The organism is Paenibacillus sp. FSL W8-0194 (genome assembly GCF_037969745.1).
GTDB classification, from domain to species: Bacteria; Bacillota; Bacilli; order Paenibacillales; family Paenibacillaceae; genus Paenibacillus_AQ; species Paenibacillus_AQ cookii.
On sequence record NZ_CP150205.1, the window covers coordinates 6,008,269 to 6,021,070 of the forward strand.

A 12,802-nucleotide genomic window follows, 5' to 3' on the forward strand; every position below is an offset into this window, starting at 1 on the left:
GAGAAGGCTTGAGACATATGAAAATCGGGGTGCTGGCACTCCAGGGTGCCGTAGCAGAGCATATTCGCAGCATTGAGCTGGCCGGCGCCGAAGGCGTCGCCATCAAGAAAAAGGAAGAACTGCAGGATATCCAAGGCCTGATCATTCCCGGCGGCGAAAGCACAACGATCGGCAAATTGATGCGCAAATACGATTTTATCGATGCGATCCGCGAGTTTTCCGCGGCTGGCAAACCGATTTTCGGAACCTGCGCAGGTTTGATTGTGCTCGCCAAAACGATTGAAGGCCAGGAAGAAGCCCATTTGGAACTCATGGATATCACCGTAGCCCGGAACGCGTTCGGACGCCAACGGGAGAGCTTTGAAACCGATCTGGACGTCAAAGGCATTAACGAGCCGGTTCGGGCCGTGTTTATCCGTGCGCCGCTCATCCGCAGCGTAGGGGACCAAGTGGATGTGCTATCCTCGTACAACGGAGAGATCGTAGCGGCAAGACAGGGACATTTGCTGGCGTCTTCGTTCCATCCGGAACTGACCGACGATTACCGTCTTCATCAATATTTCGTGGATATGGTAAGAGCCGGCCAAGCGTCATAAAACCCTGCTTTTGTGCCGATATATAACATGACAGACACCTTGACTCTTTTTATGATATCTAAAGCCTCCAAATAGGGTAAGCTTTGGATAAGGGGATTGCTCAGCTTGCCGATTCCGGCCGAACCGGGATGGGCAGGCTGAAGCGATATACCCACAAGGGTCGGGGTTATTTTTTTGAACATGCAGGAATATGGTTTGGCTTATGGAAGGTATGCCAATAGAAGTTTTCAAAAGATGTACGCTGAGGAATTCCTTCACGTAGATTCGAGGATTCCGGCCGGATACATGTAACCATTTTGGGAGGAATTTTGGAATGCTGGATGTAAAAATATTGCGGACCGACTTTGCGAAAGTCGAACAAGCGCTGAAAAACCGCAACAAATCGCTCGATTTGATCTCTGGTTTCCCCGAGCTGGATACGCGCCGCAGAGAATTGCTTCAGGAAAGCGAAGCGCTGAAAAACCGCCGCAACGTCGTATCGGGCGAAGTGGCCAAGCGCAAAAAAAATAAGGAAGACGCGGAAGAGCTGATTTTGGAGATGCGCGAAGTGTCGGATCGGATCAAAGCTATGGACGAGGAGATCCGCGAACTCGAGGCCTCTATCTCCGAACTGATGATGGCGATCCCGAATATCCCGCACGAGTCCGTTCCTGTAGGCGCTTCCGAAGAGGACAACGTCGAAATCCGCCGCTGGTCCGAGCCGAGAACGTTCGATTTCGAGCCGAAGGCTCACTGGGACATCGCGCAGGGGCTTGATATTTTGGACTTTGAAGCGGCGGCTAAAGTAACGGGCTCGCGCTTTACCTTTTACAAAGGGCTGGGAGCACGTCTGGAGCGTGCATTAATCAACTTTATGATGGATCTTCACAGCGGAGAGCACGGTTATGAAGAAATGCTGCCTCCGTACATCGTTAACGGCGACAGTTTGCGCGGGACGGGGCAGCTTCCTAAGTTCGAAGAGGATCTGTTCAAGATCCGCGACACCGAGTATTACCTGATTCCTACTGCCGAGGTGCCTGTTACGAACTACTACCGCGACGAGATTTTGACGGTGGAGGATTTGCCGAAGCATTTTGTGGCCTACAGCTCCTGTTTCCGTTCGGAGGCCGGTTCGGCAGGACGGGATACCCGCGGCCTGATCCGCCAGCATCAATTTAACAAGGTAGAGCTGGTTAAAATCGTGGACCCTGAGAAATCGTATGAAGAGCTGGAAAAGATGACGGCCGACGCTGAACACGTCCTGCAGCTTCTGAAGCTGCCATACCGCGTCATGGCGCTGAGCACGGGGGATATGGGCTTTTCCGCCGCCAAAACGTATGACCTTGAAGTATGGCTGCCTGAGAGCGGCATGTACCGGGAGATCTCGTCTTGCTCGAATACGGAGGATTTCCAGGCACGCCGGGCCAACATCCGGTATCGTCCGGAGCCGAAGGCCAAACCTGAATTCGTGCATACGCTGAACGGTTCGGCGCTGGCGGTTGGCCGGACGGTTGCGGCCATTTTGGAAAACTATCAGCAAGAGGACGGCAGCGTGGTCGTTCCGGACGTTCTTCAGCCTTATATGGGCAATGTCAAGGTGATCGCTCCTAAACAGAAATAAGCTTGAACAATAAAATAAACTATGGTATGATATTTTTGTTACGCTTTACGTAACCTTTAATATTTATACCATCTGGAGAGGTACCGAAGCGGTCATAACGGGGCGGTCTTGAAAACCGTTAGGGTGCAAGCCCACATGGGTTCGAATCCCATCCTCTCCGCCAGATAACGTAAACGACAGAAGTCATCCGAATGGAATGGCTTCTTTTTTATTGTTCCGATGCTCGTATTCATGCACTGTATTGCATCCCTCACCACGTTTTCCACCCGAGCGTTTTTCAATCGTTAGGGTACAAATGGCATTCCGGATCGTACGTTTCCTTGGCCGGGAAGCGAATAAATCCGTTGCCTTCTCCGCACATTAAAAAAGCAGGGGAGGTGTGATGAAATGAACCGAGAATTTCAACTCGATCAAGATCAGCTGGTTCAGGCTTGGCAATCGCAGCTGCCGCAAAACCTTGACCCGTCGGACTCCGCCCAGGTGTTTGCGGATGAGGCGAATCCGAATGCGCTCCGAATTCACATCGATTCCGCTGGACGCACGATGTATTCCTTTGATTTTCAGTGCTCCTATTTGGATACACGGGAGGTCAAGGTGGATCTGGTCGACGTGGAACGCGACGGGCAAACGGTGGATGAGCGCACCGAGGTCATTCAGGACATGACCCAAGGGTACACCCGCCAAATTCATGAATGCGCCCAGGCACTTCACGATGTGACTCATCACGTTTAACAGGGAAAAGAGGGAAAGAGATGACCAAAGCGAAAAACGGTGTGGATAAAAACCTGAGCAATGTTGTGGAGGATTTGGACCAAACCCGGGTAAACAGCCATCACGCCCAGCAAATCCAGCAGGATACCAATGACCGCCGGCATCAGGATGCGCTGAATCACGACAAAACGACAGACTTGACCCATCAGCACTCTTAATCCGAGATTGGGGTGAAATCAGATGAGCAAACCGAAAGCCATTCCCGTGCCGGAAGCGCAGCGCCAGGAGCAGCGGCAGCATCGCAGCGATCGCGAAAACACGATGCAGGAACCTCTCTCCGGATCGAAAAAAGTAAAAAACCGTAATCATGTGGATCATTTGAATAGAGAAGGTTAACCTCGCCTCAAACGACATTATTGGAAACGAAAAAAGCACTTTGGCACCAGCCGAAGGGCTTTTTTTGTTCCTTTTTTATGCAAATAAATACTTATACATCAAGCTCATTGAAATTTTGCAACCTTGGAGTGACATTCGACGTATTACGCAATGTGAGCTCACAAAGCAGGTAAAAAAGGAAATTAATTATTTTCCAATCATAAAATTTCCAAAAAACTGTTCACGTTATCCTAAAAATGGTTTATGATGAAAAGGTGTGCTATTTTGCCCTAGAGAAAGAGAGGAGAGAAATTAATGAACAAGAAGTTTGCAGTCCTGATGCTGACGCTGATTATGTCCTTGACATTGGTACTTGCAGGATGCAGCACAAGCAAGCAGGACCCGAAAGACGCCATGAAGAGCGCCACCGGGAATGCAATGAAAATGACTTCGTACGAAATGAAGAGCAAGGTGGTTATCAAAGATCTGCAGGTATCCACGAAGGAAACTGCCGATAATGAAGCTGCCAGCCAAGTCATGAGCATGCTCAAAAACGCCGAATTGACAATTGATGGGGTATATCAAAACGATCCAATGCAAACCGAGATGACCATGGGAATCAACCTGAAGGGCGATATGTCGATGAGCTTCAGCATTCCAATGGTAATGACCAAAGAGAAATTGTACGTCAAAATTCCAAGCATTCCGATGCTGCCGCTTCCGGAAGACGTGGTGAACAAATACCTCGTGCTGGACATGAAGGAACTGGCGGAACAAGGCGGAACGACGTTCAATCCGGATTCCCTGGATCAGAAAAAAGCACAACAACTGTCCAATGAAGTCTTGAATACGTTGTTCGAAGAATACGACGGCAAAAAATACTTCAAAGACATTAACACAAAAGACGCGAACCTGCCTGAAGGCGTAGAAGCAAAACAAGTCGTGCAGTTCAGCGTAACGGACGAAAACGTAAAAGAAGCAGCGGAAATTTTCGTCAACAAAGCACTTCCTAAAATTCTCGACATTATCGCAAAAGACGAATACCGCGAAATGGTTGGCGTGACGAAGGAAGAAATCGAAGAGGCCAAAAAGGATCTGACCTCCGCAAACAAAGACGAAGTGAGCAAAGGTCTGAACGAACTGAAGAACTATCTGAAAATCAACCAGTTCAACATCAACACGGCGATCGACAAGAAGGATTTCCCTTCCTACCAGAATGCTGCCATCAATGTTGAAATGAACGATCCTGAGACAAAAGAAAACATGAAACTGTCGATGGAATTGACGAATCAGTACAGCAAGATCAACGACAAGCAAACGTTCAAAATCGGTATTCCAAAAGAAGGCGACATCATTACGATGGAGCAATTGCAAGAAAAAATGGGCGGAGCTGCATACTAAGCTTCACAAACAAAACCACCCGGTCGGGAAACTTCCCGAACCGGGTGGTTTTTTGTTGTTAGATGGCGGTTTTGTGGAGACGACATGTTTGGAAAGTTAGTGATATCGTTAGCGTAAGTTAGAAGCGCCCTCGGGCTATTGGTGTTTTAAGCCTTGCCCCGCAGTTTGCGGAAAAATTGCGTCAGCATGGTTGCGCATTCCTCCTGCAACACCCCGACCGTGAGCTCCGTGCGGTGATTGAACCGGGGCTCCTGCAATAAATTCATCAGCGTGCCGGCGCAGCCTGCCTTGGGGTCTCCGGTTCCGTAAATGACATGCGGGATGCGGGATTGAACGATCGCCCCGGCGCACATCGGGCAAGGCTCGAGCGTCACATAAAGACGGCAGTCGAGCAATCGCCAAGCGCCGATCGCTTGGCTTGCCTGGCGGATGGCGACGATTTCGGCATGCGCGGTCGCATCTTGGGACGTTTCGCGGAGGTTGTAGCCGCGGCCGATAATTTCATCGCCCCGGACGATGATCGCGCCGATCGGCACTTCGCCGATGGCCTCAGCCTTCTTGGCCTCCGCGATGGCTTCTTTCATCCACCGTTCATGCACAGCTTTATCCACAGATTCATCCACAGAAAGAGGATGATTCAAATGTTCTTCCAAAATATAAATCCCCCTTAAATTCCAATTGCGGTTTATTCAGCGAACAGGCATTCGTTTGTTAACATGCTGTGCATATAATTGTGGATAACTTTTTAATTGCACACATATTTATCCACAAATTGTTCTAAAACAAATGTGAATATGTGTATAACGTGCATAAGTTATTCATATAGCAGCATGCTCAAGAAAAACTTCAACGAAAAGTGGTCCGTTTTCTAAGAAGCGCCGCAATAGACGTTTTTCTTAAGATGTAGGGAAAGATAACGCTGCAAGAGCCTGCTGCCCTACATCTCAAGAAAAACTTCAACGAAAAGTGGTCTGTCTTCTAAGAAGTGCTGCAATAGACGTTTTTCTTATTGTAGTGAACGAGACGCCAAAGATCAATTCCAGGGAGAACGGAAGGGCCGTTGAAGAATGAAAATACATAAGTTATCCGTCTTTTCAAATGCAAGGGTTTGGGGTTATGATGATAGAGTATTGTCATTTTTCACCAAAGTTTGCTAACTGCCAAGAGGTGATCCTTTGTCCATCAAGTATAAATTAACGCTGGTCATGTCTGGCTCTTTGCTGTTGATATTGCTTCTATATATTCTCCTCAGCTTCTACACGACCCAAGACAATTTGAAAAGGGACAGCGAAAGCAAAATGCTGATTGCCGCCAGGCAAATCGCAGCCTCCATCGAGCAAAGCCAATACAGTTCGAAATACGTGGAGGAGGAAGCCGGAGAGCTGCTTCGCATGGCGTCCATCCTTGCGGCCAAGGAGCTGCCGGCGGATTACCGCGAAATTGAAAACAGCCAGCTCCGGAAACTGAGCAAGGAAATCGGCGTGACCCACATATCCCTTTTGGCCAGGACCGCAGATGACATTGTCGTCGTCAAATCGTCGGATCCGAGCGAACTTGGGCTATCCACGCGGGATTGGGGTTACTGGTTCACTGCGTTCCAGCAGCTCTTTAATATGCAGAAGGTGACCGTTTCGCAAGGGATGTCCCTGGACAATTTTTGGACGGGCCCATTTGAATATTCAACATCGAACCCTGATTTTATCGATAAATGGGGCTACTATTATGACGGAAAACGCAACTATTTGATCGACCCCTTCATTCGAAGCGACGTCATCAACGATTACGCGAAGTTGGTGAGCCCGGAATCGATCCTCGAAAAAACGAAGCAGGTAAACCAAAATATTCTTGAGATCACATGTATCAATCCCCGTACTTTTGGCAACAAGAATATGACAACCACCGGTTTTGACGGGTATAATATAAAATTGCGCAACCGTCCCATCCAGTATGGGACCTACAACTATGGGGATGTGACAAAAGACAAGGAAGCGGTGTCCAAGGCTGTGGGGACCGGCTCCAATGTCATGTTCGAGGCCAAGATCCACGGCAAAAAGGTGCTGAAAAGCTTTATTCCGGTGTTTAGCCCGGAACAATCGGTGTACATTATAAGCATTGTGATGGACTATGAGATGATTTCGAGCGTATTAAACGATCAGTTGGTGAGTTATATCGCCATTTCTGCTTCGCTTCTTGTCATCATCATTCTTGGAAGCTATGTGCTTGCGGGTTACATCATCCGTCCGATGGAATCGATCCTTGCCAAGGTAAAGGACGTCACGGAGGGGCGGTTTGATACGCCGCTTGCCATTAACAGCAAAGACGAGCTTGGGCTTTTATCCGACAGGATCAATACCATGACCTCAAGCCTCCATGATTATACGAATCAGCTGAAGCAGGCCGCCGAGGAAAACAAATCGGTCAAAGATCATCTCGAATCCATTATCCAGCAAATTGCGGACGCGATTCATACGGTAGACTGGTCCGGACGGGTGATCCAGGTCAATAAGGCCTTTGAGGATTTGTACGGCTGGAAGAGCCATGAGGTCGTCGGCAAAAAGCTTCAGATCGTCCCCGACTTTTTGGAGGAAGAGGAAACCAAAAACGTTCAGGCGCTCCGAAAAGGGGAACAGCTGCCGCCGACCGAAACCTTGCGCCTCCGAAAGGACGGTTCCCTGGTCGAGGTCAGCATCAGCACGGCACCCGTCAAAGACGAAGATGGACATATTACGTCCTTTATTAGCGTCTCCCGCGACATGACCGAACGAAACAAAATGGAGGAGCTTCTGCGGCGTTCCGAAAAGCTGACGACCGTCGGGCAGCTGGCCGCGGGCGTGGCGCATGAAATACGGAACCCGCTGACGACGCTGCGCGGATTTCTGCAGCTTCAGCGCGAAACCAATCAAGTGTCGCCGCAGCATAACGAGATTATGTTGTCGGAGCTCGACCGCATCAATTTGATAGTGAGCGAGTTTTTGATTTTGGCCAAACCGCAGGCGACCCAGTTTCAGGTGAAAAGCATCCGGAGCATCCTGAGCGACGTCGTGAACCTTCTCGACAGCCAGGCCCATTTGTACGACATCGAATTCAAATTCGAGTTCGAGCCGGAAGATTACAAGGTCCATTGCGAAGAAAACCAGATGAAGCAGGTTTTTATCAATATCATCAAAAACGCGATCGAAGCAATGGAAGACGGCGGCATCATCCGGATCGAATTGTTCCGATTAAGCCGGGAAGAAATCGGGATCACGATCACCGACCAAGGGATCGGTATTCCGAGCCATATCCTGCCTAAGCTCGGCGAGCCGTTTTTTACGAGCAAGGAGAACGGAACGGGCCTCGGCTTGATGATCAGCCAAGGTATTATTGAAGGCCATAAGGGTATGATGGAAATATTCAGCAAGCCGGGAAAAGGCACGCGGGTCGACATCGTGTTGCCTATTGCATGGGAGACGCAAACAGACATAAACCATGAGGGGGAAGAACCCATTGCGAATTAACAAATTTATCAGCGAAACGGGGTTTTGCTCCCGGCGTGAAGCGGACAAGCTGGTAGAGAGCGGTAAAGTGACGATTAACGGCGAGGTCGCAGTCTTGGGAAGCCAGGCTGAGGAAGGGGACGACGTGCGAATCAACGGACGTCCGCTCGAGGCCAAAAAGAAGCGCCACGTCTATATCGCCTTGCATAAGCCCGTAGGCATCACCAGCACGACGGAGAAGCATATCAAAGGCAACATCGTCGATTTCGTCGGCCATCCGGAACGGATTTTTCCGATCGGAAGATTGGACAAGGATTCGGAAGGACTTATTTTGATGACAAGCGACGGGGATATCGTCAACAAAATTTTGCGCTCCGAAGGCAAACATGAAAAGGAATATATCGTTACGGTAGACAAGCCGGTGACGACCTCGTTTCTGACGGGGATGGCGGGCGGAGTAAAAATATTGGGCGAAATGACGCTGCCCTGCAAAGTGACGCGAATTTCCGACCGGGTATTCAAAATTATTTTGACCGAGGGGAAAAATCGGCAAATCCGCAGAATGTGCAGCAGCTTCGGTTATTCCGTCCGCAAGCTGCAGCGAATCCGGATCATGAACATTCATCTGGGCTCTTTGCCGAAGGGCAAATGGCGCGATTTGACCGAAGCCGAAAAAAAAGAGCTTGGCCGGCTCCTTCATTACGAGCTTCAATAGGCGGCATGCCGCAAATAAACGTAAAAAAGCTGTATGATCGTTATTCAACGAAAATACAGCTTTAGCTTTTTAATGGGCATTTCTATGGGTTGGGGACCTGCATTTGCTGCGACTGATCCGTATATTTGCGGATGATCGAAACTTCGACCCGGCGGTTCATTGCCCGGCCCGCAGCCGTATCGTTGGAGGCGATCGGGTGGTATTCCCCGAAGGCTTTCGACGTGAACATGGCCGGATTCAGCTTCGGATTGTTCAGCAAAATTTTCATGAAGTGAAGCGCCCGGTCCGAGCTCAAATCCCAGTTCGAGGCATATTCGCTGTTGGAGATCGGCATATTATCGGTATGCCCCGAGACGATGACGTTATAGCTTGGGAACTGCTGCAGCATATTGCTGATCGCCAATGCCAGTTGCCGCGATTCGGGCTTCACGGCGGCGCTGCCCGAGGCGAAAAGCGCATTGTCGCTGATGGTGATGGTCAGCTCCGATTGGTTCAGCTTCGTATTTAGCAGGTTCGTCAGGCCGTTGTTTTTAATATACTGATCCAGCTGCTTCTTTAACTTCTCCATGTCTTCTTGCTCCTGTTTTGCAAGCTGGGCTTTTCGTCTTCTGCCATCTTCAGTGCTGACGGCGTTGGCTTGGCTGTCCTTTTTGCCTTTGTCCAGGTTTTTGTCGGAAGGCAGCGCCGAGCTGAAATTGAGTACCCCGGTGCCGGTGCTGAGAGCGGTATTAAACGCTTTGCTCATTTCCTCGAACTTTTTGTTGTCCGTCGCGCTCATGGCGTACATGACGATAAACAGGGCGAGCAGCAGGGTCAAAAGGTCGGAATACGGCAGGAGCCACGATTCGTCGGCATGTTCTTCATGAGGTTCATGTCTAGTCTTTTTGCTCACCTGTAGCATCCTCCTTCTCATTCATTTGAGCACGCTCGGAAGGGGTCAGGAAGACGGAAAGCTTTTGACTGATCGCAATCGTGGATACGCCGGATTGAATGGACAAAAGCCCTTCGATCATCATCAATTTCAATTCGATTTCCTTTTTGGACAGTCGTTTCAGCTTGTTGGCAATCGGATGCCATAATACATAACCCGTGAAAATACCCAGGAGCGTCGCAATGAAGGCCGCGCCGATCGCGTGAGCGAGTTCGCCCATGTTCTCCATCTTGGTCAGGGCCGCGATCAAACCGACGACCGCGCCAAGCACCCCGAGCGACGGAGCGTACATGCCGGCTTGGGAGAATAACAAAGCGCCGGCCCGATGCCGTTCTTCCGTTGCCGCGATATCTTCCATTAATACGTCGCGCACGAAGTCCTGGTCGTTGCCGTCAATGATCATTCGCATGCCGTTGCGAAGAAACTGGTCGTCAATCTCTTCGACTTTCGTTTCAAGGGCCAGCAGCCCCTCGCGGCGGGTAATGGAGGCCCATTCCATGAACATGGCAATGAGTTCGCGGCGTTCGACCAGCTTTTGCTTAACGAACACCATTTTGATCAGTTTAGGGAATTTTTTAATCTCTGACATCGGGAAACCAATAAATAACGTAGCAGCCGTGCCCCCGAGAATGATGACGTAAGCGGCGGGGGTAAGAAGGGATACCAAAGGCGCACCTTTGAGTACCATACCGAATAGGACCGCGACCAACCCGAGTATTAGGCCGATAAGTGTTGAAATTTCCATTGCGCACCTCATCCATGAGAAATAAAATTGAATCCTTTCGCGCACCAAGGCTGCATCCTTGCAAGCATGGTGTCTCATCAAAAACGTAATTATAATATTTATCGTCAGGAACGGCTTTTTTTTTAAGGGGGTTTTTCCGTTATAATGAAACATAAGGGTTCATCGGACCTATCCTGACATGGGAGAATCGTACAGTTGGTAGCGCAGGCCCTACATACAATGAACTAAGAAAAAAGAAAAAGCCGTCCTTCGGAGCCGGTAAAGACGGCGGAGCCGATCCATGGTTCGCCCGATTCGATTCGTTTAGACGACATAGACCAGATGGAGGTAAAGCCGATGGGAGTCAAACATGGGCGTGAATATGACGAAATATTGAAGGATTTAACGGAGGCGGTGGGAGGCATCCCGGACAGCTACCTGTTTTTTGAGATGGATGGCGGCGAATGGCTGCTGCTGAGTCCCGAGGAGAAACTGGAGGTTCATGAGGCGCTTGCGGAAGACCTGTTTTATGCCTTGGGTACCGAGCCGGTCATTGAAGTAGGGAGCGGCGTCGTCATGTACGACAAGGCCAACCACCGGATCAATCTGCTGATCGGGGACGAGGAACTGACTGTAGTCCCACTCATCTAGTCCAAGCGCCGAATGGATTTTTGAATATCCGTCATGGTAAGATATAACAAGTTCTGGGCCGAGGCGGCCATATTCATATTTATTCAACGATCGGAATACAATGGGAAAAGTCAACAAGAGCATGGATAAGCAGCATCCTTTTTAAATTTCGATACGAGGGTGTTTGGTTTCAGGGAGGAAATGAGAATATGGTTTACACGCTAGAAGAAGTGGAAGCGCATTTAGCGAAACTGGAAGGCTGGGAGCTGGAGGAAGGACGCTGGATTGTGCGGAAATTTATTTTTTCCAACTTCATGAAGGGAATTTCGTTCGTCGATGAGGTTGCGGCGATTTCCGAAGCCTTCGATCACCATCCCTTCATCACGATTGACCATAAGAACGTAACGCTGCGGCTGACTTCATGGGATGACGGCGGCATCACCGCGCTCGACATCAAGGAGGCGCATCAGTTTAACGAATTGTTCGAAAAAATGCGCTCAGGCGAGAAACGCTAAAAAATAAGAAAACCGAAAGCAAAAAAACACGCTTCGCCAGACCTTGCGGTCATGCGCGAAGCGTGTTTTTATTCCTTCAAGGAAAACGGCCATTACTTTTTGGCTGCAAGCCACTGGGCTACGTTGGCAATCTCCTCTTTTTGGAGCTTGTCTTTGAAGGAAGGCATGCCGCCTCTGCCCTTGGTAATGATCGTGTAAAGTTCTTCAGCAGACATCTGGGAGCCGATTTTTTGCAGGTTCGGTCCCACGCCGCCTTGCAGCTGGTCGCCGTGGCAGCTGATGCAGCCCTGGGCTTTCACAACGGCTTCTGCCGCTGCAGCGTCCATGGTTACTTCAGGCATGGTCGGTTTTTCTTCTTCGGCTACCTGCTCTTTACCCGGCAGCGTAAACATAAGCACAACGGCCATTACGCATGCAATCGTTATCAAACCGCTCATGATCCATTTTTGCATCCGTTTTCGTCCTTTCTATGTAAACTGCAGTTCTCTCATTTCTTCATTATAACGGAACAAGCCGGTACATCAAATAGTTTGTGACAAAAAAGCAAACGAAAGCCAGTTTAAATCCACTAAACGTACACAATTTTGTACCATTTTTCATTGACGTTTTTAAAGCCCTTGATAAACCATGCAGTAAAAGCGCTCGACGCCTTCAGGCGTCTGTTTTTCGTACGTATCGGTGATCTCGAATCCTGCCTTGACGTAAGCGCGTATCGCCCGCAAATTCCAATCCTGTACCTCCAGATCGATCTCCTGTCCGGGAAAGCGGTCTTTTGCCGTCTCCACGATCGCCTGGATAAAGCCCGGACCTCGTCCCTGGCCGCATAAATCCGGCCGCATGCCTAAACCGAGGCGCACGACGTTGACCATCGGAAACAGCTGCGCGAACCCGCATAGCTGCCCGTCTCCATCCAGCACCGAAACGTATTGCTGCCTCCGCAGATCCGGATCTCCAAGCTCGATGCCGAGGGCCTCCATCTGCTCCCAGGGAAGCCAGCCGTAGATGCGGTCGTAAGGGGGGGCGTACATCCAGCCGCAGCAGGCCTCGGCCTGCTCCCGCGTCATGGGCGTAACGGTATAAGAGTCCTTCGAAACGTTCACAAGAAGCCTCCTTTCGTAAGAGACGTCC

15 protein-coding genes and 1 tRNA gene are annotated in these 12,802 nt (G+C 49.8%); 11 read left to right on the forward strand and 5 right to left on the reverse strand.

Going from position 1 to position 12,802, the window contains the following annotated elements:
- The first annotated feature begins 17 nt into the window (after positions 1–17).
- The 7 genes from pdxT (at position 18) to MKY58_RS27770 (ending at position 4,683) form a co-directional block, all read left to right on the forward strand.
- The gene (gene pdxT, locus MKY58_RS27740; protein ID WP_339322885.1) at positions 18–596 is read left to right on the forward strand and encodes a pyridoxal 5'-phosphate synthase glutaminase subunit PdxT; all 579 of its coding nucleotides are present in this window, start codon (positions 18–20) and stop codon (positions 594–596) included.
- A gap of 313 nt (positions 597–909) precedes the next feature.
- Entirely contained in the window at positions 910–2,196 is a 1,287-nt protein-coding gene (serS, locus tag MKY58_RS27745) for a serine--tRNA ligase (protein WP_339322886.1), read from the forward strand.
- A 74-nt stretch (positions 2,197–2,270) separates the two neighbouring features.
- Positions 2,271–2,359, forward strand: a tRNA-Ser gene (locus tag MKY58_RS27750).
- Between the two features lie 224 nt (positions 2,360–2,583).
- Positions 2,584–2,928: a hypothetical protein gene (locus tag MKY58_RS27755; protein ID WP_339322887.1), complete on the forward strand. Its 345-nt coding sequence runs from the start codon at positions 2,584–2,586 to the stop codon at positions 2,926–2,928.
- Positions 2,929–2,948: 20 nt separating this feature from the next.
- A complete protein-coding gene (locus MKY58_RS27760; RefSeq protein WP_339322888.1) occupies positions 2,949–3,125 on the forward strand; it encodes a hypothetical protein in 177 nt (58 codons plus the stop codon).
- Between the two features lie 22 nt (positions 3,126–3,147).
- Positions 3,148–3,303 (forward strand): small acid-soluble spore protein P, encoded by a 156-nt coding sequence (locus tag MKY58_RS27765; RefSeq protein WP_339322889.1) that lies wholly within the window; start codon positions 3,148–3,150, stop codon positions 3,301–3,303.
- 294 nt (positions 3,304–3,597) lie between these two features.
- Positions 3,598–4,683: a DUF6612 family protein gene (locus tag MKY58_RS27770; protein WP_339322890.1), complete on the forward strand. Its 1,086-nt coding sequence runs from the start codon at positions 3,598–3,600 to the stop codon at positions 4,681–4,683.
- A 146-nt stretch (positions 4,684–4,829) separates the two neighbouring features.
- On the opposite strand, the gene tadA is transcribed toward MKY58_RS27770, so the two are convergent.
- Positions 4,830–5,294 (reverse strand): tRNA adenosine(34) deaminase TadA, encoded by a 465-nt coding sequence (tadA, locus tag MKY58_RS27775; RefSeq protein WP_281422529.1) that lies wholly within the window; start codon positions 5,292–5,294, stop codon positions 4,830–4,832.
- 564 nt (positions 5,295–5,858) lie between these two features.
- On the opposite strand from tadA, the gene MKY58_RS27780 reads away from it, so the two are divergent.
- Positions 5,859–8,180 (forward strand): PAS domain S-box protein, encoded by a 2,322-nt coding sequence (locus MKY58_RS27780; RefSeq protein ID WP_339322891.1) that lies wholly within the window; start codon positions 5,859–5,861, stop codon positions 8,178–8,180.
- Positions 8,170–8,874 carry a 23S rRNA pseudouridine(2604) synthase RluF gene (gene rluF, locus MKY58_RS27785; RefSeq protein ID WP_212952378.1) on the forward strand — a complete coding sequence of 235 codons (705 nt, stop codon included), beginning with the start codon at positions 8,170–8,172 and terminating at the stop codon, positions 8,872–8,874. The genes MKY58_RS27780 and rluF overlap by 11 nt, the downstream gene beginning before the upstream one ends.
- Positions 8,875–8,956: 82 nt before the next feature.
- On the opposite strand, the gene motB is transcribed toward rluF, so the two are convergent.
- Together motB and motA are read right to left on the reverse strand one after the other, a co-directional pair.
- Positions 8,957–9,766 (reverse strand): flagellar motor protein MotB, encoded by an 810-nt coding sequence (motB, locus tag MKY58_RS27790; protein WP_036714753.1) that lies wholly within the window; start codon positions 9,764–9,766, stop codon positions 8,957–8,959.
- Positions 9,750–10,550, reverse strand: a complete 801-nt coding sequence (gene motA / locus MKY58_RS27795) for a flagellar motor stator protein MotA (RefSeq protein ID WP_036714765.1) — start codon at positions 10,548–10,550, stop codon at positions 9,750–9,752. Before motA ends, motB begins: the two co-directional genes overlap by 17 nt.
- Before the next feature lie 336 nt (positions 10,551–10,886).
- Between motA and MKY58_RS27800 the strand changes: the two genes are divergently transcribed.
- Positions 10,887–11,180, forward strand: a complete 294-nt coding sequence (locus MKY58_RS27800) for a hypothetical protein (RefSeq protein WP_036714750.1) — start codon at positions 10,887–10,889, stop codon at positions 11,178–11,180.
- A 188-nt stretch (positions 11,181–11,368) separates the two neighbouring features.
- Positions 11,369–11,674 carry a 4a-hydroxytetrahydrobiopterin dehydratase gene (locus MKY58_RS27805; protein ID WP_036714747.1) on the forward strand — a complete coding sequence of 102 codons (306 nt, stop codon included), beginning with the start codon at positions 11,369–11,371 and terminating at the stop codon, positions 11,672–11,674.
- A gap of 92 nt (positions 11,675–11,766) precedes the next feature.
- Here the strand turns inward: MKY58_RS27805 and MKY58_RS27810 are convergent, their stop codons facing one another.
- Together MKY58_RS27810 and MKY58_RS27815 are read right to left on the reverse strand one after the other, a co-directional pair.
- Positions 11,767–12,126 carry a c-type cytochrome gene (locus MKY58_RS27810; RefSeq protein ID WP_036714745.1) on the reverse strand — a complete coding sequence of 120 codons (360 nt, stop codon included), beginning with the start codon at positions 12,124–12,126 and terminating at the stop codon, positions 11,767–11,769.
- Positions 12,127–12,282: 156 nt separating this feature from the next.
- A complete protein-coding gene (locus MKY58_RS27815; RefSeq protein WP_339325262.1) occupies positions 12,283–12,738 on the reverse strand; it encodes a GNAT family protein in 456 nt (151 codons plus the stop codon).
- Positions 12,739–12,802 lie beyond the last annotated feature (64 nt).